The sequence below is a fragment of the Cyclobacterium amurskyense genome (assembly GCF_001050135.1).
In the GTDB taxonomy this organism is placed as follows: Bacteria; Bacteroidota; Bacteroidia; order Cytophagales; family Cyclobacteriaceae; genus Cyclobacterium; species Cyclobacterium amurskyense.
In genome coordinates this window covers 1,071,349-1,093,579 of record NZ_CP012040.1, presented here as the reverse complement: position 1 = coordinate 1,093,579, position 22,231 = coordinate 1,071,349, and the positions used below count along the sequence as shown (strand labels likewise).

The 22,231-nt window shown below is 37.7% G+C and carries 20 protein-coding genes; 8 read left to right on the top strand and 12 right to left on the bottom strand.

From position 1 onward, the window contains the following. Nucleotides 1-34: 34 nt before the first annotated feature. Together rseP and CA2015_RS04335 are read right to left on the bottom strand one after the other, a co-directional pair. Nucleotides 35-1,354 (bottom strand): RIP metalloprotease RseP, encoded by a 1,320-nt coding sequence (rseP, locus tag CA2015_RS04340; protein WP_048640793.1) that lies wholly within the window; start codon nt 1,352-1,354, stop codon nt 35-37. Between the two features lie 3 nt (nt 1,355-1,357). Beyond that, entirely contained in the window at nt 1,358-2,521 is a 1,164-nt protein-coding gene (locus tag CA2015_RS04335; RefSeq protein WP_048640792.1) for a 1-deoxy-D-xylulose-5-phosphate reductoisomerase, read from the bottom strand. A gap of 599 nt (nt 2,522-3,120) precedes the next feature. Here CA2015_RS04335 and CA2015_RS04330 point away from each other — a divergent pair. Then, complete coding sequence (locus CA2015_RS04330; protein WP_048640791.1) at nt 3,121-4,581, top strand: S1C family serine protease; 1,461 nt, start codon at nt 3,121-3,123, stop codon at nt 4,579-4,581. A 31-nt stretch (nt 4,582-4,612) separates the two neighbouring features. Here CA2015_RS04330 and CA2015_RS04325 read toward each other — a convergent pair whose 3' ends face one another. The 6 genes from CA2015_RS04325 to CA2015_RS04300 all read right to left on the bottom strand — a co-directional run bounded on the left by CA2015_RS04325 (nt 4,613) and on the right by CA2015_RS04300 (nt 7,963). Continuing rightward, a complete protein-coding gene (locus CA2015_RS04325; RefSeq protein ID WP_048640790.1) occupies nt 4,613-5,242 on the bottom strand; it encodes a flavin reductase family protein in 630 nt (209 codons plus the stop codon). Further along, entirely contained in the window at nt 5,242-5,685 is a 444-nt protein-coding gene (locus CA2015_RS04320; protein ID WP_048640789.1) for a hypothetical protein, read from the bottom strand. Before CA2015_RS04320 ends, CA2015_RS04325 begins: the two co-directional genes overlap by 1 nt. A gap of 56 nt (nt 5,686-5,741) precedes the next feature. Next, nucleotides 5,742-5,996 (bottom strand): hypothetical protein, encoded by a 255-nt coding sequence (locus CA2015_RS04315; protein ID WP_048644347.1) that lies wholly within the window; start codon nt 5,994-5,996, stop codon nt 5,742-5,744. Between the two features lie 66 nt (nt 5,997-6,062). Continuing rightward, a complete protein-coding gene (locus CA2015_RS04310; RefSeq protein WP_048644346.1) occupies nt 6,063-6,743 on the bottom strand; it encodes an SDR family NAD(P)-dependent oxidoreductase in 681 nt (226 codons plus the stop codon). 148 nt (nt 6,744-6,891) lie between these two features. Then, a complete protein-coding gene (gene folE, locus CA2015_RS04305) occupies nt 6,892-7,593 on the bottom strand; it encodes a GTP cyclohydrolase I FolE (RefSeq protein ID WP_048640788.1) in 702 nt (233 codons plus the stop codon). After that, nucleotides 7,553-7,963 (bottom strand): 6-pyruvoyl trahydropterin synthase family protein, encoded by a 411-nt coding sequence (locus CA2015_RS04300; protein ID WP_048640787.1) that lies wholly within the window; start codon nt 7,961-7,963, stop codon nt 7,553-7,555. The genes folE and CA2015_RS04300 overlap by 41 nt, the downstream gene beginning before the upstream one ends. Before the next feature lie 554 nt (nt 7,964-8,517). Here CA2015_RS04300 and CA2015_RS04295 point away from each other — a divergent pair. The 3 genes from CA2015_RS04295 (at nt 8,518) to CA2015_RS04285 (ending at nt 11,225) form a co-directional block, all read left to right on the top strand. Beyond that, complete coding sequence (locus CA2015_RS04295) at nt 8,518-8,910, top strand: hypothetical protein (RefSeq protein WP_048640786.1); 393 nt, start codon at nt 8,518-8,520, stop codon at nt 8,908-8,910. 2 nt (nt 8,911-8,912) lie between these two features. Further along, on the top strand, nt 8,913-9,923 hold the full coding sequence (locus CA2015_RS04290; RefSeq protein ID WP_048640785.1) for an IS3 family transposase: 1,011 nt from the start codon (nt 8,913-8,915) through the stop codon (nt 9,921-9,923). A 573-nt stretch (nt 9,924-10,496) separates the two neighbouring features. Further along, a complete protein-coding gene (locus CA2015_RS04285; protein WP_048640784.1) occupies nt 10,497-11,225 on the top strand; it encodes a murein L,D-transpeptidase catalytic domain family protein in 729 nt (242 codons plus the stop codon). A gap of 19 nt (nt 11,226-11,244) precedes the next feature. Here CA2015_RS04285 and CA2015_RS04280 read toward each other — a convergent pair whose 3' ends face one another. From CA2015_RS04280 to CA2015_RS04265, 4 genes are read right to left on the bottom strand one after another with little or no spacing between them, the layout of a single operon-like run. Then, nucleotides 11,245-12,918: a L,D-transpeptidase family protein gene (locus tag CA2015_RS04280; protein WP_048640783.1), complete on the bottom strand. Its 1,674-nt coding sequence runs from the start codon at nt 12,916-12,918 to the stop codon at nt 11,245-11,247. Then, nucleotides 12,915-13,763 (bottom strand): 3-deoxy-8-phosphooctulonate synthase, encoded by an 849-nt coding sequence (gene kdsA, locus CA2015_RS04275; RefSeq protein ID WP_048640782.1) that lies wholly within the window; start codon nt 13,761-13,763, stop codon nt 12,915-12,917. The genes CA2015_RS04280 and kdsA overlap by 4 nt, the downstream gene beginning before the upstream one ends. Before the next feature lie 9 nt (nt 13,764-13,772). Next, nucleotides 13,773-14,333, bottom strand: coding sequence for a KdsC family phosphatase (locus CA2015_RS04270; RefSeq protein ID WP_048644345.1), 561 nt, complete (start codon nt 14,331-14,333; stop codon nt 13,773-13,775). Beyond that, complete coding sequence (locus CA2015_RS04265) at nt 14,333-15,874, bottom strand: bifunctional GNAT family N-acetyltransferase/carbon-nitrogen hydrolase family protein (protein ID WP_048640781.1); 1,542 nt, start codon at nt 15,872-15,874, stop codon at nt 14,333-14,335. Before CA2015_RS04265 ends, CA2015_RS04270 begins: the two co-directional genes overlap by 1 nt. A 222-nt stretch (nt 15,875-16,096) precedes the next feature. Between CA2015_RS04265 and CA2015_RS04260 the strand changes: the two genes are divergently transcribed. The 4 genes from CA2015_RS04260 to CA2015_RS04245 all read left to right on the top strand — a co-directional run bounded on the left by CA2015_RS04260 (nt 16,097) and on the right by CA2015_RS04245 (nt 22,230). Further along, on the top strand, nt 16,097-17,002 hold the full coding sequence (locus CA2015_RS04260; RefSeq protein ID WP_048640780.1) for a mechanosensitive ion channel family protein: 906 nt from the start codon (nt 16,097-16,099) through the stop codon (nt 17,000-17,002). A gap of 82 nt (nt 17,003-17,084) precedes the next feature. Next, entirely contained in the window at nt 17,085-18,029 is a 945-nt protein-coding gene (locus CA2015_RS04255) for a hypothetical protein (protein ID WP_048640779.1), read from the top strand. 126 nt (nt 18,030-18,155) lie between these two features. Next, the gene (leuS, locus tag CA2015_RS04250; RefSeq protein ID WP_048640778.1) at nt 18,156-20,930 is read left to right on the top strand and encodes a leucine--tRNA ligase; all 2,775 of its coding nucleotides are present in this window, start codon (nt 18,156-18,158) and stop codon (nt 20,928-20,930) included. A gap of 337 nt (nt 20,931-21,267) precedes the next feature. Further along, entirely contained in the window at nt 21,268-22,230 is a 963-nt protein-coding gene (locus CA2015_RS04245; RefSeq protein WP_048640777.1) for a Smr/MutS family protein, read from the top strand. The last annotated feature ends 1 nt before the right edge of the window (nt 22,231 follow it).

Genomic DNA, 22,231 nt, shown 5'->3' with positions numbered 1-22,231 from the left:
GGGAGATATTATTTCCCCATTCTCAATTTGCTGATTAGCTACCTGTGAAAAGCTTAAGAATATCATTCCCTATAGCAAATACCATGATGGCTAATAAAAGAACCATACCGATCTTTTGCGCATTCTCTAGGAACCTGTCAGAAGGACTTCTGCCAGAAACCATTTCATACAGTAAGAACATAACATGTCCTCCATCCAATGCAGGGATGGGCAATAGGTTCATAAATGCCAATATCATGGAAATTAGACCGGTAATTGACCAGAATTTTAACCAATCCCAGGTAGAACCATAGATCTTGGCCATTCCTATTGGTCCACTTACATTTTTTGTAGAGACCTCACCAGTAAACATTTTTCCCATGGCCCGGGCATTGATAATTACCACGCTAAAAGCTCTCTCAGCTCCTAGAGGTATGGATTGAGCAAATGTATATTTCTTTCTTACAGGTTCAATTAGGTTTTCAGCAGCTATACCAATAGTACCGTCTTCCATAACATCTAAACTGGTAATGATTTCCTGCTGATCTCTTACTAAGGTTAATTCTATCGTTTCCCCCTTATACTCTCCCAATGCTGACTGAAGTTCATTGAAATATTCTATAGGTTGATCATTGACAGCCACTATTTTGTCTCCTTTTTGGATACCTGCTTTCACGGCTGTTCCTTTAGGATTTACTTCTGATATAGTGAAAGGGAATCGAATGCTAATAAAATTAGACATGTTTTCTTCATTCGAAAAGGAATTGATAAAACCTCTTGGAATGGTAATTTTCATGCGCTCGCCATCTCTTTCAATCGTATAATATCCATCAGAGCTAAGAAGGGCATTTCCACCGCTTAGGTCATTCAAGGATTCATATGGAACTCCATTGATGTCTAAGATTTTGTCTCCATCTTGAAGTCCTATTTGCTGCCCAATGTCATAAGCCACTATACCGTGTTCAATTACTTGGTCACGGGAGAAATAGGTTTCTCCTTTACTGTATACCAAAAAGACAAAAATGATAATACCTGTAATTACGTTTACGAATATACCCCCTAACATTACTATTAGTCTTTGCCATGCTGGTTTGGAGCGAAACTCCCAAGGTTGAGGTTCCGCTGACATTTGTTCGGCATCAAGGGACTCATCTACCATTCCGGAGATTTTGACAAAGCCCCCCAGAGGAATTGCTCCTATAGAATATTCAGTTTCTTTCCATTGGAACCCGATGATTTTAGGCGGAAACCCAATGGAAAACTTTTCAACCCTCATTCCAAACATTTTTGCTGCCAGAAGGTGTCCCAATTCATGTAAGCCGACTAAAATCGACAGGCCGAGTAGCAATTGCGCTACCATTATTAATGTATCCATTCTTTATTTTCTACTTATTAATTCTTCTGAAATTATTCTCGTTTCCCTGTCTGTAGCAATCAAATCTTCTAAACTAGGGTTCTTAATAAAACTAATTTTATCCATACTCTGTTCAATAAGTGCAGACATTTCAAGAAATTTGACCTTGTCTTGCAAAAAAGCTGCCACGGCTATTTCGTTTGCAGCGTTTAAAGAACAGGCTGCATTTCCTCCTTTTTTCAATGCTGTAAAAGCCAAATCCAGGTTTTTAAATGTTTCTCTGTCAGGCTTCTCGAATTGAAGGTTAGGGTAATCCATGAAATCGAACCTCTGAAAATCTGATTTGATTCTTTCAGGATAAGACAATGCAAATTGAATAGGGATACGCATATCCGGTAGTCCAAGTTGTGCCTTTATCGACCCGTCCTCGAATTGGACCAATGAATGAACGATGGATTGAGGGTGTACAACTACATCAATCTGATCAGCGTCCAAGCCAAAAAGCCATTTTGCCTCTATCACTTCAAGTCCTTTGTTCATCAAAGATGCAGAATCTATTGTGATTTTTGCTCCCATGTCCCAATTTGGGTGTTTGAGTGCCTGCTCTTTGGTGACATTTTTTAAGTAATCCCTGTCTTTACCCCTAAAAGGCCCGCCAGAGGCTGTAAGAATAATTTTTTCTATAGGGTTGTGAAATTCTCCTACCAGACATTGAAAGATAGCAGAATGTTCTGAATCTACAGGGTAAATGTTTACAGCCTTCTCTTTGGCAAGTTTAGTGATCAGATCACCCGCCACTACCAAGGTTTCTTTGTTAGCCAGGGCGATTGGCTTTCCTGCCTCTATGGCTTTTATCGTTGGAATTAAACCAGCATAACCAACCAAAGCCGTCAATACTATGTCAACGGTTTCCATTTCTACCACTGAAGCAATGGCCTTTGCCCCTGCATAAACTTTGATAGGATGTTTACTAAGCGCATCTTTTACTTCCTGATAATAATTATCGTTACCAATAACTACAACATTTGGTTGGAAAGCAATTGCTTGCTTAATTAATAGGTCCTTGTTGTTCTGAGCAGTAAGTAATTCTACCTGAAACTTGTCTGAATGTTGTTGAATTACATCTAAAGCTTGGGTGCCTATACTTCCTGTTGAGCCTAAAATGGCCACACGTTTATTTGTAGACATGGAAATTTTTTACTTTCAAAAAAGCACAGTGCTGAATAAGGCACCTTACGTTATCTTCTACTGACAAATTTACAAGGTAAAACCAGTATTCCCGTTTTTTTCAAACTTTTTAAGTCATATGTTTTTTTGGCATAAAATTGGATCGGGAAATGTTATGGTTTTTGTACCATAAAAATGTATAACCCATTTACATGCAAATGTTAATTTGACCTATTAATTAATTGCCTTAAATTAAGGTGTTTGTATGTTTTTTTTCTGTCGTGTTACAATACTGTAAACCTTTTATTTAAAGTTGTGTAAGCAGTGGGAATTGTAGATTGTCATGGGAAGGGAAAAGGAAGCATACCAGTACCTAAAGGGCTGTTTAAAATAGGAGTTATCTCTAGTAATATTTGGGCATATCCCTAGGTTAATTCCTGTTTTGTAAGTAGATTTTAATCTGTAAAACACCTCATTTTCTTTTGTTTACATCACTTTTCTTTAGCGAAATAAGGCATAGGTTACAAATTCTTTTGTTTTGTTAGGGTTAAATAATGTTAAATAAATTGGCTTAAAATTATGAAAAGCCGTATTTGATAGGGTATTCAACGGTTTCAGTTATGTTAAAAAATGTTTTTTTAGTTTTTGTGGCATTTGTGGGTGGTATAGCGGGTTCATGGGTGTTTCATCAATATTTGAATGAAGAATTAACTAAAAAGGAAATGGTTAATTACATTCAAAATGAGGATTATCCCGCTTCTCAAGTAACCCATCTTACACCAACTTATGAGTCCTCCGGAAGTGCAATAAGTCCGGTTCCGGATTCTTTTGTTGAAGCATCTGAAAACAGTACCAATTCAGTTGTCTTTATAAAAAATTTCTCAGGAACAGATACTCGAAGATACAGTGTCTTTGACTATTTCTTTGGTCAAGGTATGCCCCAACAAACAGTGAGTACAGGGTCTGGGGTGATTTTTTCAGCGGACGGGTACATCATTACCAATAATCATGTTATTGATAAAGCGGAAACTATAGAAGTTATCCATAAAAAAAGGACTTATAAAGCCAGTCTGATAGGTTCTGATGCCAACACGGATATAGCTGTGTTGAAAATTGAAGCAGAAAACCTTCCGGCAATAGAAATAGGTAGCAGTCGTGCGCTGAAAATTGGAGAATGGGTTTTGGCAGTAGGAAATCCCTTTAATCTCACCTCAACCGTGACAGCGGGGATCGTTTCGGCAAAGGAGAGGCAGATCAATATCATGGGGGGAGAATTTCCTCTGGAATCCTTTATCCAGACGGATGCACCTATTAATCCAGGAAATTCAGGTGGTGCTTTGGTAAATGTAAAAGGAGAATTGGTAGGTATAAATACAGCCATATTAAGTAGGACAGGATCCTACACCGGCTATGGTTTTGCCGTTCCAGTGGATATAGCCACCAAAATTGCCAATGACCTCATCCGATACGGAGAGGTTCAAAAGGCTATTCCTGGGATTGAAGTCAATGTAATTACTAAGGAATTGGCGGAAACCATGGATTTAAAATCTTTGGATGGCGTAATAGTTTCACATGTTATAAGAAATGGAGCAGCAGAGAAATCAGGAATCAAACAGAATGATATTATCGTTCAGATTGACGGGAATGCAATTACCGGTAAAGGTAGTTTTGAAGAAGCCCTTTCCTACTACTACCCTGGTGATAAGATAACAATCACTTACCTAAGAGAAGGGAAACAGAGAAATGTTCAAATTACCCTGCAAAACCTTCTGGGAGGAACAGGTGTTATTAAAAGGTCCTTTTATTCTTCTGCATTACTTGGTGCCAAATTAGAAACAATCAATGCGATTGAAATGGACCGTTATGGTATTCCATATGGAGTGAAAATCACCTCCGTCACACGCGGATATTTGAGAGATTTGGGATTTGGAGAAGGTTTTATTCTAACTCATATAAATGACGAACCAGTAAAAGATCCTGAGGAGGTAGGTAAGTTTCTAGAAGAATTTAGTGGGCAATTGCGAGTGGAAGGACTTACTCCTGGAGGTCGCTCTTTTGCACAGTCGTATTCTGTCAGATAAGCAATAATAGCAGCGAATAAAGAAGATTTTTTTAAAGTTCTTTTACTGGTTTATCAGGTTTGGCATAGGTCAATCTAGCCAGTTTATTTGCGATATGATAACTGTCTAATCCAGATACGGTAATGGTTCCAAGCTTGTCGAGGGAGATGAATCCATCTTCCTCAACAGCTTGTGGCTTTATCCATACTTCTTCGATACTTCCGATAATTAATACCGTTTCATTAACAGCCAAGGTGATCTTGTCTTTAAGAAGACAAGCAACTTTTAAAGGACTTTTTTCTACAAAAGGCGCAATGAAATTATTTAAGTATTCCTCTTTTAAACCTGTTGCCTCAAACTCCGACCTCTCCCATCGGGCACTGGAAAGGTGAGCTTCTTTGTAGAAGGATTCTGTCACATGGTTGAGTGTGAAATTTCCATTTTGTAGGATGTTTTCCAAAGTGTGTCGTTCCACGGAATGGGGGCGGAATAAAATACCTACTGTAGGTGGATTGGCCCCAATATGGAAAACCTGACTAAACGGAGCAAGGTTTGTTTCTGAACTTTCTTCGTTGATACTTCCAATTAAATTCAGGCTTTTATATCCGCTCAGGCAGTTTATAAAATTTTTATTGTAGGCAGTACCAGCGGTTAACAGTGCTTCTTTGGTGAAATGCTTCATTAATTTAGGATGGCCTCATTTATAGTGTCACAATATTTAATATCAAGGTCTTTAATTATATTAGCCGGATGATCCATAATGATCTGTTTTTTAGCGATCATCACCATTTTCACAAACCAGGCCTCCTTGGGTAGAATTTTTCTATGGGTTTTGATTCCGTATTGATACACTTCTTTTTTCCACTCCAAAAAGTACCATTCCATACTTGGCTGGTGAAAAGCCCTTAATGCTTGTTTGTCAAAAATAAATTTCTGGTAAGCTCCAGCTTTTATGATTGTAGTTATTTTGTTGAAAACAGCTTTGAAATCTGCAATAGGGACATAGTCTACCAATAAAATGCAAATGATAATGCCCTTACTTTTATTGGTTAAAACTTGAGCATACTTTTCCGCAAGAATAACTTCGAAATCCTTTAGTGCAACTGTATTTATGGTGTCGGTCATAATCAGTATCTTTTTACTTGTTACCTGTAAGTCTAACGGCAATTGTGGAGTATATTTTAGTGAAAAGAGTTTTTTGGTTTACTTTCTACTTTTTGTTTAAAATTTTCTAGGTCATCCTCCAGCTTAATCGCATAGTTGATGGTAGTTTTCATCAATTCTTGTTGCGCTGAAATTTGTTCCTTTAACCTAGAAAGCTCCCGGTTGATATTAGTAAGTTTTTCTTCATATTCTTGCTTTAACAACTCTTTTTCAAGCTGTGCTTTTTTTAATTCTGCTTTAAAAATTAAATATGATTCCGGTGGAGTCCTCATTTCTCTGCTGTTTTGGTACCTGGGTTGATCCCTTTGCAATCTTAACTAAAAAGGCCTTTTAAATGACTATTTAATTACAGACATGCCTCCATCGACCTTTAATATTTGTCCAGTTATCCATGATGATTTGTCTGATAATAAAAAAACAGTAGAGGATGCGATGTCATCGACTGTTCCAAATCGTCCTAGAGGATGTCTATTGGCTGCAGCTATTTTTTTTTCATCAGTGGAAAGCAAGGAATTTGCTAGAGCAGTGTCAGTGAGAGATGGTGCAATAGCATTTACGCGAATCCCTGAGTTAGCCCATTCTGCAGCAAGAGACCTAGTAAGTCCTTCAATCGCTCCTTTTGCTCCTGCCACTGAGCTGTGAAAGCCCAAGCCAGTCTGAACTGCAACAGTGCTATAAAGTACAACAGAAGCATTTTTGGCTTTTTTTAAGAAACTTTCCAAGTATTGTAGAGTTTTTATTGCACCCAAATAATTGATTTCTAAATCCTGTCTAAATTCACTAATCTTAAGCCGCTTAAAAGGTTTTAGGTTGATGGTCCCCGGGCAATAAACCAATCCGTGTACTACATCAGGTAGCTTGGGTATCTCTTCAAAATCTTCTAGGATATCCAAATGATTGGAACCCGAATTGGATCTTGAATAAGAAAATACTTTAGCCCCTTCGTTGATAAGTATTTCTTCTACCTTTTTACCAATCCCACTGTTTCCCCCTATAATTACAATATTGCTCCCCTTCATTTTTACATTCATTATTTACTTATAAGAATGAAAAAGTGGTCAAATTGTTTAATAATTCTTTATAAATAGCTTAAAAAAAAGAAGAACTACCCCTAGGCAGCTCTTCTTAAGAAGCTTGTTGAAAGCAATGGTCTTTGTCTGCGGTATATTACCGGGCCATTGAAATGTACTTGAGAAACTCATTTCTCTTTTGGGAATCATTTTCAAATTGCCCACTGTAGAAAGAGGTTACCGTGCTACTGGTGGTGTCTCTAACGCCTCTGCTGGATACACACATATGGTCTGCATCCATAATTACAGCTACATCATCAGTTCCCAAGGCTGTTTTTAACTCGTTGCCAATTTGAACTGTAAGCCTTTCTTGAACTTGAGGCCTTTTAGCGAAATATTGGACAATCCTATTGATCTTAGACAAACCAATAACATTTCCTTTGGAAATATAAGCCACATGGGCCTTACCATAAATGGGCACAAAATGGTGCTCACAATGGGAGAAAAATGTGATGTCTTTCTCCACCAACATTTCATTGTATCGGTATTTATTCTGAAATAATTTTACCTCAGGTTTGTTTTTAGGATCTAAGCCTGAAAAAACCTCTTTAACAAACATTTTTGCAACTCTACGTGGTGTGCCTTTCAGGCTATCATCTTTGAGGTCCATTCCTAGAATGTTCATTATCTCTTTAAAATGTTTTTCAATCAATTCCATTTTCAGGTCATCATCCATTTCAAAGGCATCTTCCCTCAATGGAGTTTCATGGGAGGAAGAAATATGTTCGTCTCCTAAGTCGTCAATGGTTTGATTGAGATCAATCTCCGCTGAATTCAACAAAGTTTCTTTCTGTTTCATATAATCGAATTGTTAAGTCGTATTTTAATTCAATTTCTTCTCTCAAAATATTCCAAATAACCACAGCAATGTTTTCTGCAGTTGGATTAAGGTTTTTGAATTCATCGACGTCTAAATTTAAGTTTTTATGATCAAGTTTACTGGTAACATGTTTTTTTATTACATCCTTAAGCCTTTTCATATCATAAACATAACCCGTTTCTGGGTCAATGGGTCCAGATAATTTTACTACCAGATCGTAATTGTGACCATGGTAGCTGGCATTATTGCATTTCCCGAAAACCTCATTGTTTTTTTCTTCTGACCACTTCGGATTATGAAGCCTATGGGCAGCATTAAAGTGTTCTTTTCGATAAATGGCTATTTTCATAAATTCACTAACAGATGATTTCCAATTTTGTTTAATATGGTTTCATTAACCCGCCAAGGGAGAAGAAAACGTAAAGTAGGTGTTTTTGATAAAAGACCTGGAAATCGTTTTAATCCCATTTTTTTATTCCAACCGAAAGAACAAAGAATTAGGGGGAATGGGTTCAAAATTAATTAAATAATAGAGAATCTTGGTTCATTGCTAAAGTTTAACAAGGTTCTGGTTAGTATAAACGTTATGAATTCTTTGAAGTTTTAATATCAAACCGTGGTTTGTTAAATAGCGCAGATGATAGTAAAAGATGCTTTAAGAACAATTATATATGCTTTAGCTCTTATTTTGCCAAGTGCTTTTACCATGAAAAGGGGTTGCTAATCGTTAATTTTTAGTGTTTAAACCCGGATTATGTAATAGGATTTCTCCGTCCTGACAATGTCAGGAGTGAAGCCTGTCCCGTGTTTACGGGAAGTGTTGCAATCGCAAGGAACCAGGGTCGTGTACTGAAATAGGTTGACACAATTTAATTAAAAATTGTAAACCTATAATCGGACAAAATGAGTGAATTACAAAAGTTCTCCGAAGATGCAAGGAGAAAAATCGTTATGGAAGTACTTTCAGGTACTTTAAGCAAAGAACAGGCAAGGCATATTTATGGAATTAAAAGCAAATCCGCTATCTTGGAATGGATGAGGATTTTTGCTGGTCTTGAAAGAAGGCTTCCTAAAGATCCTCTTCCGATTTTAAAAAACATGGCAATAAAAGAGGATTCCAATAGTGAGTTAAAAGCCCGTATAAGGCAACTTGAAGAAGAGCTGAAGCTTAGCCGTTTGAAGGGCAGGGCATACCAGATCATGGTAGATATTGCCAAAGAAGAATATGGGCTAGATCTTGAAAAAAAGTCTGGTGCCAAACAGTTCAAAGACTCAGAGAAGAAGAACCAAAAGTAAGTTTGGCCCAACTTTGTGAATTGTTTGGCAAGAGCAGGCAGGGCTACTATAAAGCTTTAAATTATATTTACCGCGGGGCATTTGAGGAAGAGGTGGTCTTGAGTCTTGTTTTAAAGATCAGAAAGAAGGCCAAAACATCCAGATGGGGGTTGAGAAAGATAAACCCTCTGATTCAGAAAGACCTAATAGGAATGAAAATCAAGATAGGCAGGGATAAACTGTTTGATTTGCTTCGAGTGAACGGGTTATTAGTAACCAAAAGAAAAAGGAAGTTTTTCACTACCCAAAGCCATCATTGGCTTAGGAAGTACCATAACCTGGTAGAAAACATGGTTGTCTACAGGCCCAACCAGTTATGGGTTTCCGATATTACCTACCTTTTACTAAATGGGCAAGTCATGTATCTGTATCTTATTACGGATGCTTATTCCCAGAAAATAGTGGGCTGGAATCTTTCTCTGGATCTGAAGGCTGAATCAGCACTTGAAGCCCTGAAGGTGGCTTTCCAGTCTCAAGAAAACATTAACCATTATTCCCTTGTCCATCATTCGGACCGTGGGGTACAGTACTGCAGTTATGATTACACCGACCTATTGAAAAAGAAGAAAGTTTGGATCAGTATGACGAAGCCCGCTTCACCACATGAAAATGCCATAGCGGAAAGAGTAAATGGAATCCTAAAGGAAGAGTGGCTGGAGGATATTGCAGGAGAAACAAATATCAACCCGAAAAAATACATCATTAAAATTATCAAAATCTATAATGATATGAGACCACACGAGAGTTTAGGAAATCTAACACCTAACCAAGTACATGACGAAGGTTTTACAAGGCATGATACCGAACGCGTTATTGGAAAGAAATATAATTGGAAAAAGAAGACCGAACCTGTCAAGGCCCGGTCTGAAAATAGCAACGCTATCGGACCAAACGACTATTCCTTGGCAAGTTGCTCCTCAGCAGAGCTTGCCTCCGCTTTATCGTGGTACTGTAAGTTAAATGAAACTTCTTAGAAATTAAAACACTTACTATATTTGAAAAACAAAAGTGTCAACCATTTTCAGGACGAGACACCAGGTTTGGATATTTTAGCATAGCACCGCTATGGTGAAATTGAAAGCAGCAACGAAGTGGCTGATTTTGAAGCGATTTCAGCATGTAATAGATTGTCTATTGCTTATTTCGGGTTAAATTATTTGATAAATTTATAAATCACTCTAGCCTATTAAGAGATGAATCCTTTATTTACTAAAGTGTCTGTCGCGTTTCTTAATTTGAAAGGGTGAATTCCTTTTTGTTTTTTATGTCTTGGTTGTCAGTGGTTTGTAGCTTTTATAGCTGCAGTATTTTAAAATAATTGAGAATTTATTTAAAAGATGTAATATCTGTTTTAATAACCCGTTGTATTTCGGTTGGTAGGTTGTTAATTAGCTGGCTGTCAATAATATTGAAGAAATATTAAGGTTTTAAAATAAATATCCAATGGTTCAGGGAATTATTTACCAGCTTTATTGACTTATATATTTGTGGTATTGCTTTTTTAGGGTTGGATTCAGGTACAAATCCTATCTATAACTATTCATTTTATGTTAAAAATTATAGCCTTTACACTTCTAGTCGTTTTCCCGGTTTTTTCATTTGAAGTAAAAAACTTTGAAGACCCGGTAAGAAAAAATGAGACTAAACTTGTTTCAAGTAAGGTGGAGACTGTTGTCGAAAATCTATGGGACAACATTCGTGCGGATCATAAGTCCTTGAAGAAAGAAGTCCTGTTATTGGCCTATGAAGGGTATTTGAAAATGGTGAGTGAAGGTATGCTTGAAGAAGGAAAACCATTGACAATTATAGATTTTGATTTACCTTCTTCCGAAGAAAGACTTTGGGTTATCGATATTCAAAACCAAGGCATGGAATATGTCTCTTTGGTTGCTCATGGGAGAAATTCTGGAGGGCTTCATGCTGAGAAATTTTCAAATGTTCCTGAAAGTTACATGAGTAGTCTTGGGTTTTACCTGACAGGGGAAACTTATTTTGGTAAACATGGCAAGTCCCTAAGGTTAGACGGTATGGAAGAAGGTGTCAATGACAATGCCAGGTTAAGGGCCATAGTGATGCATGCAGCGGATTACGCAGAAGCTTCTTTTGTTAAGCGTCATGGTAGGTTGGGGAGAAGCCTTGGCTGTCCAGCACTACCAGATGATGAGTTTGAGCATATTATTGACTTGATAAAGGACAAAAGCTGTTTGTTTATTCATGCCAGTGAAAAAGAATATTTAAATCAATCTGCTTTTATCGGTAATTTATCGGCAGGCTAATACAAAATTATTATAGGATTCAATTAGTATTTATCACAGGTTTTTGCAGTAATAGAAACAATTCATCATCTCTGGAATAGATGTCTTTTCTTACTTGCTCTTTACCTTTGCTGTCTGTCCAAAAAGTAAGATAGAGGATGATGACAGGGATTTTTCTAGTAAGGCTAACAGATTGTGCTTTACTTGATGACATGGCCTTCTTAATCAGTTCGTCTGTCCAATCGGGTTGATCTGCAAGTAAAAGCTTAGCCAGTTCAAAAGGCTTCTGTATACGAATACATCCTGAACTTAATGCCCGGTCTTCTTTGGAGAAAAGTGTTCTTGAAGGAGTGTCGTGAATGTATACGTTGTGTTTGTTTGGAAACATAAACTTTACCTGGCCAAGGGCATTGTCCTTACCTGGATCCTGCCTTACCATGTATTTGAAGTTGTTTCCGTTAACCGATTTCCAGTTTATAGTAGAGGGGTTGATTTCTTGGCCTGAAAAATCAAGAATTCTCATGTTTTTAGCAGTCAGATAATTTAAATTTTTCTTCACTGCAGGAATCACATCATTTTTTAATATTGTAGGAGGAACTGTCCAAGTAGGGCTAAATACCAAATAGGACATGCCCGCATTAAATACAGGAGTCTTTCTATAGGTCTTTCCTACAATAGCATTAGAGTGAAGTAAGGTGTCCATTTCCCGAATATAGTCCATGCCATAATTGGCAATGTTCACCAGTATGAATTCATTTACTGTAGTGTCTGGAAGCCATCTTAACCGTTCCATGTTTACACTCACCTGTTTGATAAGCTCTTTTGGATTTTTATTTAATGCCTCAATTGTGGCCTTTCCCAATACTCCGTCGGCTTGAAGACCATTTCTTTGTTGGAAATTTTTAACACCTTCCATCAACAGGGAATCATAAATGTCTCCATTTCCTTCCTGGACTTGGTAATCATCTAAGTCAGCCCAAAATAAAAGTCTTTTTCTGATGGTGTTGATTTGTGGATTCGCCTGGGAAAGTTCGATTGCGTCCTTGATTTTTATAGTCTCCCATTTCTCATCTACTTGTTCTTTTTGAAGATCAAGGTATTTGATCATGGATTGCCTCATGCGTTTGTAGATGGCAAATTTGGGATGAAGGCTAAATATCTGGGTTCTTACCTCGTTTTGAGTAACGGCTAGGTTTAGTTTTTCCAGAACCTTAGGCTCGTTGACCTTTTGTATAATTTCCCAAGAACCATTAATATGTTCAGGGTGTACCTTACCTGAATAAATATGATTGGCATATAAGATGAATGCATCGCTTAGCAAAAAATCCACCTTAGCCAGTTCTAGTGGTGTTAATGATGTTCCATTGAAAAATTTTTCAAAAAAGGGATTGAGTCCTTCAAGGTGATAATCCTCTGGTACCAAGCCTTCGAATTCAGCTTGTTGAATGAGTAAACGCAATTCAAGAGCATTGCATGTGAGGATTTGGTTTACAGACCAGCTGGGTTCAAATGCCCTGTCGGAATAAAAGGAGAATAATTCGCTTGGAGAATGTAAAGGACTATCATTAAAGACGATGTTTAAATAGGTACTGTCTCCTTCAAGTAGCGTTCTAATTTCGTTGGTTACAGATTGGTCTTGCGCAAAAGCCACTAGCTTTAGGAAAAAGAGTTGGATTACCAGTAGAAAATAGAAACACCACTTTACTTTTTTCATAACAAGGAATAATTTTTGAATTGATTTCCTAGCTCCCATGCACTTTTCAGCATTGCAAGAAAGCTGTCCATATCAGCAAGAGGGATCATATTTGGCCCGTCACTTAAGGCAATGGCAGGGTTGGGATGGGTTTCGATGAAGAATCCATCTACTCCTGCAGCCCCGGCTGCTCTGGCAAGATATGGTGCCATTTGACGTTGTCCGCCACTACTTCCTTTATTGGCTCCAGGTTGTTGAACACTATGAGTGACATCAAATATTACTGGAGCAAACTGGCGCATAATAGGAAGAGCGCGCATGTCCACAACAAGATTATGGTAGCCTAATGAGAATCCCCTTTCTGTGAGCGCAACATTGTCATTGCCTGTCCCCCTAACTTTATCTACTGCATATTTCATGTCTTCCGGAGCCATGAATTGTCCTCTTTTAATTTTAATTGCCTTACCTGTTTTTCCTGCAGCTATCAGAAGGTCTGTTTGCCGGCATAGAAAGGCGGGAATCTGAATAACATCAGCTACTGCAGCCACTGCTTCTACCTGATAGCTTTCATGAACATCTGTCACTATTGGTACATTCAGTGTTTTGCCAACCGTTTGTAATACTTGCAAAGATTTATCAAAACCAATGCCTCTGTAGGAATCAGAGGAGGTCCTGTTTGCTTTGTCGAATGAAGCTTTAAAGACATATTCAAAACCATGTTTTTCAGAAAGGGCTTTAACCGTACTACCGATTTCCAAGCAGATATCCATGCTTTCTACAGCGCAAGGACCAGAGAATAAAACGGGTTGATCTCCACCTAGTTCAATGTTTTCTTTGATGGTCATGGTATGCTTGCTTCTTTCCATTTTTCGATTTTAATAGTTAGGTGATGAGCTGTTTATTTTGACAGGTGAAGAGGGTAGGTTTCCATTTGAAAATAGGATTAAGTCAGCCAATTCTCTAAATGCTCCTTGTCCTCCCTTTTTTAAAGTGACATAAGTTACCTTTTCTTTGACATAGTCCATGGCATCGGCAGGAGCAGCCGAAAAACCAACATTCAATAATAACTCAAGGTCGATTATATCATCTCCAATATAGGCAACCTGGCTTGGATTTAATTTCATTTCCCCAATTACCTCCGATAAAGTTTTCCATTTATCACGGATACCATGGAAATGAAAATCTACTCCCATTTGTTCGCAGCGGATTTTGGAAACCTGTACGTTTCGGCCGGTAATTATTCCTGTTTTAATTTCGAATTTATGTAAATATGGGATGATTTGACCATCCTTCACCTGAAACCTTTTGTACTCCATACCATTGTCGTCCAGAATGATTCCTCCGTCCGTCAATACACCGTCCAGATCTGTGACAATAAGCTTTATTTGACTTGCTTGCTTTAGGGCCTTTTCGTAATTCGTATTAAAGTAATTCATTATCTCTTGTTTTTCCATTGTATGGAATACAAATCCAATCTTCTTTGTTCGAGGTTTCGCACACTACCTGTTTTTCGTAGTTTTGTCAATAGTCCTAAATCAACATCAGCAACGATGGTTGTTTCTGTGTTGAGAGAAGCTTCTGCTATTATTGCGTCATGAGGAAAAGAAAAATCAGAAGGAGAGTAAATCGCCGCCTGAGAATGCTGGATGTCCATATTTTCAACTCTTGGTAAATTACCTACCGAGCCCGTGATGGCTACATAACATTCATTCTCTATGGCCCTGGCTTTGGCACAGGTGCTTACTCTTAGGTAGGCGTTTTTTGTATCTGTCCAAAATGGAACAAATAGTATATCCATTTCTTTCTCTGCCAAAATTCTACCCAACTCAGGGAATTCCACATCATAACAGATAAGGATTCCAATTTTACCAGCATCAGTATCAAATACTTTTATGCCATTTCCACCCTGAAGGCCCCAATAAGATTGTTCATCAGGTGTGATATGAAGTTTGTATTGCTTGTCCATGGTACCATCTCTTCTGCAAAGGTAACTTACATTTCGAAGTTTTTTCCCATCATATTCAGGCATACTTCCAGCTATAATATTGACATTATAGGACAAGGCTAGGTCCCGCATTCGATTGACTATCTCCTCAGTATAGTCAGCTAGGTTTCTGATGGCCTCAGAAGCGTCCATTTTATTGAAACCTGCCAATAGAGGGGCATTGAAAAATTCGGGGAACAGGCAGAAGTCAGATTGGTAATCAGAAACAGTGTCTACGAAAAACTCTACTTGCTGCATCAGGTCATCCACGTCAATGAATCTTCTCATTTTCCACTGAACGAGGCCTAACCTAACAATTGTCTTTTTATTGCCAATTAATTTTTCGTCTTTTTCATAATAAATATTGATCCATTCAAGTAATGTGGCGTAAGCACGTGAATCAGTGTCTTCAGGAAGATATTTGGTAATGACTTTTCTAACGTGAAATTCATTCGCAAGCTGAAAGGAAAGTACAGGGTCAAATATTTCCTTGTTCTTAACCAATTCTATGTATTTTCTCGGCGACATTTGGTCTGCGAATTTGCTGTATCCTGGTATTCTCCCCCCAGCTATAATGGACCTCAGGTTAAGGTTTTCGCAAAGTTCCTTTCTTGCATCATATAGTCTTCTGCCTAAGCGTAGGCCTCTGTATTCTCTGTCTACAAATACATCCGTACCATATAAGGTGTCTCCTTCTGGATCGTGGGTATCGAATTTGCCAAAGCCAGTGATTTGATCATAAGAATGATTGTCTCCATATTTGGAGTAATCTACAATAAGGCTCATCGCGACAGCTACTACCTTGCCATTATCTTCTAGGCAAATCTGACCTTCAGGGAAGGCGTTAAGTTGACTTTTGAATTCATCCTTGGTCCAAGACATGGCCTGGGTTTTATACGTTGAGACCATTATATCACGGATGTCATTAAAATCAGAATGTTTGATGTTTCTGAGTTTAAGCCTGTGTTCGAGTTCTTCCTTTTGTTTACTCATGAGAATGAAATTAGCAACAAATGTACCTAAAATGTAAATTATAGTAGAAATACAAGTGTAATTTTTTAAATGATTTTCAATATGTGCTAAAAACAAACTTAATGATGTTGTTAGTTAAGCATAATATTTGAATGTGTAAGTTGATAGTTTTAAAATAATATTTTTTAATTCACTATATTGTTTTATTAAGTTTAGAAGTCTTTTTGACAAAATCATTAAGTTATGAGTGAAATAATACAAGACATTAAAGGAGGCGATTTCAGTAGTTTCCTAGATAAAATCAATGCGTTACTCAATTATAAACTGTTAATGGTGGGGGAAACGAATCTTACCATAGGATTGTTCTTAGGATTGACTTTTTCTATCATTTTGGTATTTGTTATTTCTGAGTTAGCGAGGAAATTTCTAGCCAATAAAATATTGGCCAGGTATAAGCTGGAGTTAGGGATGAGGCAATCGATTGCCACCATTTTTAAATACCTATTGATTATTATTGGCCTTGTTACCATTTTGCAAAATAGCAATGTAGACCTAAGTGCTTTAGGGATTTTAGCAGGAGCTATAGGTGTTGGTATAGGCTTTGGTTTACAGAATATCACCAATAATTTTATCAGTGGGCTGATTATATTATTCGAAAGACCAATAAAAGTAGGAGATAGGATAGAGGTAGATGATGTGTATGGAGATGTGGTTAAAATTTCGGCCAGGTCTACAATTATTCTTACAAATGATAATATTGCAATAATAGTACCCAATAGTCAATTCATAGATAATTCAGTGATCAATTGGTCTTATAATGACGGGAATATAAGGTTCAACATACCTGTAGGGGTATCTTACAAAGAAGATCCGGAAAAAATTAAAAAGATATTGCTAGAGGTGGTGGAGAGGAATTCAGGGGTTCTAAAACAGCCTAAACCTGATGTGCTTTTTGATAAATACAATGACAGTAGTATTGATTTTAATCTTAGGGTATGGACAACTGAGTATACAAACCGACCAAGTGTATTGAGAAGCCAGTTGTATTATGAGATTTTTAGGCGGTTTAAAGAGGAGAATGTGGAAATTCCTTTTCCTCAGAGAGACTTGCATATTCGTTCTGGCTTACACAAAATTGACAATGACTAATTTTTTTATTGGGCCAATCTATTTATCTTTATGGGGTTTATTGCCAATTGGTTAATGACAAAAGATAAGGTACAAGAGAAAAATGAGGAAGAGAATATTTTTTATAGCATTTTTTCTAACAGCAATTTCAATACAAACATTTGCCCAGAGTATTTATAGGTTTAGGGTTGAAGAACCATGGTCATTTTCCATTCAAGGTGGGCCTTCTCAATATTTTGGAGATCTTTATGCGCTTTGGCAATACAAAGAAGGAGTTCAACCAGACTATAATGCAGGGATTAGTGCCAGATATATTGTTGGGACTAATTTAAAGGCCAGAGGTGACATTGGATATTATCAAATCTCGGGGCAGGATGATCATGCTGATCCTTCTAGTGGGAGGATACCTAGAAATTTAAATTTCCGAAGTAGGAATTGGGAAGCAGCTTTGTTGATGGAATATTACTTGAAGCCTGTAAAAGTTTACAATATCACCAGAGAGTTTTTTAACCCCTATCTCTTTTTTGGTATAGGCGCCAGTACCAATAATCCACAAACAACTTACAATGGAAGATGGGTGGATTTGCGCCCATTAAGAACTGAAAATGAGCTTTACAATAATATTGTAACCGTTTTCCCCATGGGGCTAGGTATAAAATACAAAGCCAATGTCTATATGGACTTTTTTATTGAGGGGAACTATCGATTCACATTTTCTGATTACCTCGATGATGTCAGTACTTTTAATATTTCAGGGTATTATGAAGAATTAATTAATGACTATATATCAGGAGAAAATCCAGACAGGTTGCGTCTTTCCATCAGGCAAGACAGGTTTTTACTTCCTAATGGTGAACCTAATATTGAATTAATAAGAAATACCAGAGGGAGTGCAAGGAGAGGTAGTGGAGATCCACGGCTCAATGAGCCTGGTGCAAGGTACGATGGCTATTTTACTTTGAACTTTGGGGCTGAGATCTATTTTTCTAAAGATATATGGGACAACTGGATCTTCCGTAAAAAGGGTAGGGGATTTCGGTACTGGTAAAGTTTAGCACATCATTTTTTGTTAATTATCTAGTGAATCGCATATAGTGACCCATATTCGAAATGAATAGGGATATTTTTTATACTTTTGGAATTGAATTGACCAATAATTTTACAATTACTGAAAATGTCTGATTATAACTTTCGCACCATTGAAAAAAAATGGCAGGACCGTTGGGAGCAAACGGGAATTTTCAATGCCAATCCGGTAGCAAATAAGCCAAAATTTTATTCTCTGGATATGTTTCCATATCCTTCAGGGGCGGGACTACATGTAGGACACCCACTGGGATATATAGCTTCTGATATTGTAACACGATATAAAAGATTAAAAGGCTTTAATGTATTGCACCCAATGGGCTATGATTCTTTCGGGCTTCCGGCAGAGCAATATGCGATACAGACCGGGCAACACCCAGCCTTAACCACTGAGGACAATATTAAAAGGTATACTGAACAATTAAAAAACATAGGTTTTGCTTTTGATTGGAGCAAGGAGGTAAGAACTTCCGATCCTGAGTATTATCGTTGGACCCAGTGGATCTTTTGTCAGCTATTTGAAAGCTATTACGATTTAGAGGCTGACAAGGCTCTTTCTATTGCTCATCTTATCTCGGTTTTTGATAAAGAGGGGAATAAAAATATAAAGGCAGTCTGTGACGATGATACTGAGTTGTTCAGTAAGGACGATTGGAATCAATTTTCCGAAGAGGAAAAACAGAAAATGCTGCTAAGATACAGGTTGACCTATTTGGCAGAAACCACAGTTAACTGGTGTGGAGCTTTAGGAACAGTGCTTTCAAACGATGAAGTCAAAGATGGTTTTTCTGAAAGAGGGGGACATCCTGTAGAGCGAAAGCGCATGATGCAGTGGAGCATGCGAATAACTGCTTATGCAGAACGTTTGCTCAATGGCCTGGAAGCTCTTGATTGGCCGGATCCAGTTAAAGAAATGCAGAGGAATTGGATTGGCAGATCTCTTGGTGCTGAAATGGTTTTTGATGTAGTAGGTCAGGACGAAAAGATCAAGGTTTTTACTACCCGTATTGATACCATATATGGGGTGACTTATTTGGCCTTGGCACCTGAGCATGAGTTGGTAGAAAAGTTGATCACTAAGGATCAAAAGGCCACTGCAGAAGATTATGTAGCTCAGGCCAAAAACAGGTCAGAGCGGGATAGGATGACGGATGTAAAAACCATTTCAGGTGCATTTACAGGTAGTTATGCAAAAAACCCATTCAATGGTGAAGCTATTCCAATATGGATTGCGGATTATGTTTTGGCTGGTTATGGAACAGGAGCTGTTATGGCTGTTCCAGCGCATGACGAACGTGATTTCAATTTTGCCAATCACTTTGGGCTAGAAAAAAGACAGGTTATAGAAGGAGATATGTCTGAAGGTTCCTTTCCAGGTAAAGGCGGGACCATCATGAATTCTGGTTTTATAAGTGGATTGGAAATGCAGGAAGCCATGGACAAAGCCATCGCTTTTCTAGAAGAAAAAGGAATCGGAAAAGGCAAGATCCAATATAAAATGAGGGATGCAATCTTTACCCGTCAGCGTTATTGGGGTGAGCCTCTTCCTGTTTATTTTAAAGATAATTTACCTTACCTTATTGATGAAAGTGATTTGCCTTTAAGGCTACCTGAAGTTGATAAATATTTGCCTACAGAAGATGGAGCACCACCTTTGGGTAGAGCCAAAGACTGGACTTATAAAACTGATTCAGGTAATTGTCCTTTAGAGATGAGTACCATGCCGGGATGGGCTGGTTCAAGCTGGTATTTTTTCCGTTACATGGATGCCAACAATAAGGAAGAATTTGTAAGTAAAAGTGCTGCTGAATATTGGGGAGCCGTAGATTTATATATTGGAGGGGCAGAGCATGCTACCGGGCATTTGCTTTATTCAAGGTTTTGGACAAAGTTTTTGTTTGATAGGGGCCTTGTGCCAATTGAAGAGCCTTTCCAAAAAATGATCAATCAGGGAATGATCCAGGGTAGGTCTAACTTTGTCTATCGAAAAAAAGGTACAAATACCTTTGTCAGCCGTGGATTGATAGGGGAACACGATGTGAGCCCAATGCATGTTGATGTAAATATTGTCCATAATGATCAATTGGATTTGGAAGCATTTAAAAACTGGAGACCTGATCTCAAGGATGCTGAATTTATACTTGAAGATGGTAAGTATAATTGTGGTGCAGAAGTGGAGAAGATGTCAAAGTCCAAGTACAATGTGGTCAATCCAGATGATGTAATTGAAAGCTATGGGGCAGATACTCTGAGGTTATATGAAATGTTTCTAGGCCCATTGGAGCAATTTAAGCCTTGGAATACCAATGGGATTGATGGGGTATTCAAATTTTTGAAAAAGCTATGGAGGTTATTCCATGACCAAAATGGAGAATGGAATGTTTCTGATAAACCAGCCTCCAAGGAAGCCCTAAAGTCTTTGCATAAAACAATGAAAAAAGTGGAGGAGGATATTGAGCGTCATGCTTTTAATACCTCAGTATCTTCATTTATGATTTGTGTAAATGAGCTGTCGGCTTTAAAATGTAACAATAGAGAGGTTTTGGAGCCTTTATTGATTGTATTATCGCCTTATGCTCCCCATATTTCAGAGGAATTATGGGAAAAGCTTGGACATGAGGAGTCAATTATCAATTCTAAATTTCCTCAAGCTGAGGAAAAGTACCTTGCCGAAGAGAGTCATCAGTATCCTGTGTCTATCAATGGTAAAATGAGAGCTAAAATTGAATTGTCTCTTAGTTTATCTAAACAGGAAATTGAGGATGCTGCATTGGGTGACGAACAAATTCAGAAATGGACCAAAGGACAAAAACCTAAAAAGGTGATTGTAGTCCCTGGGAAAATAGTGAATATTGTACTTTAAAAAAATAGAAAAAGGCTCGTTTCATCTTGAAATGGGCCTTTTTTATTATAATTGGGCTTTTAAGGATTATGTGGCTTATCACCGGGATTTAGGCCCATCTCGAATGATTGATATTTAAGCTTTCGTGTTTTAGCCTAGGTTACTTTTAAGTCAGAAATAGCAAAATATTGGCTGTATTTGAAATGGTCTTATTAGAGAAAAGAAGGGGCTTTGAATTTTTAGGATCAAAGATCATTGTCGATTTACAGAATAAATTTCAGGATTAGATTGAGATGAAATACTGGAATCAAAGGCAATTAATTGTGAATATCCCCAATCTATTTGGTAAATTTGGAATATGAACATAGGGGATAAGGTAAGATTACTGCATGGAAAGGAGGAAGGAGTCATTACCAAGCTTTCTTCTGGTGGACAGGTTGAAATTGAAATTGAAGATGGATTTAGAATTCCTGCTTTAAAATCTGAGTTGGTTCTCATCAATGAAGCCGAGGAGGCCTATTTCGACACCAAGCCCAAAAAAACTACAGGCTTCCTTTCTAGTGTTTCGAAAAGCAATGAATCTGACAAAGAAGAAGGTGTATATATAGCTTATGCTCCTTATAACGATCAGGTCCATGATCTGCTGCTAATTAACAACACAACCAAAGATTGTCTGTATTCATTAGATGAATTGCAGGGTGACAATTCAAAAAATATTGGTGCAGGTGTGGTTAAGGCGAAGTCATTTACCAAGTTAGGAGAAAAAATGCTTCAGGAATTTGAACAATGGCCACCATTCAGCATAATGATGGTTTTGTTGAACAAGCGTCTGGAAAAACAGCAGCCTGTTCAGGTTCGGAATGTAAAGTTGAAAGCGTCCTCCTTTTTCAAAACTATGGGGAAGGCACCATTGTTAAATAAAGACGCCTATTTTTTCAAGCTCGATGAAACGGTGAAAACCCTTAATGTTAGTAAGTTAAATAAAGAGCTCAATCCTGCTCCGCAAGATATTTATCCAGCAGCAAAGGTTAAGAGACCTCCTGCTTCAGTTGACCTTCATATAGAGAAATTGACTGATGATTATGACCTGATGAGTAACAGCGAAATGATTCAACTTCAAATGAAAACTTTTGAGTCCAACTTAAATGATGCGATTGTATCAGGTATGGATGAAATTGTCTTTATTCACGGAATTGGAAATGGAGTTTTGAGGAAAAATATTCATAAATATTTAAGTCAGCTTAAAGGAATAAAATATTTTAAGGATAGTCAAAAGACTAATTTTGGATATGGAGCGACAACTGTAAAGATAAACGAATAGC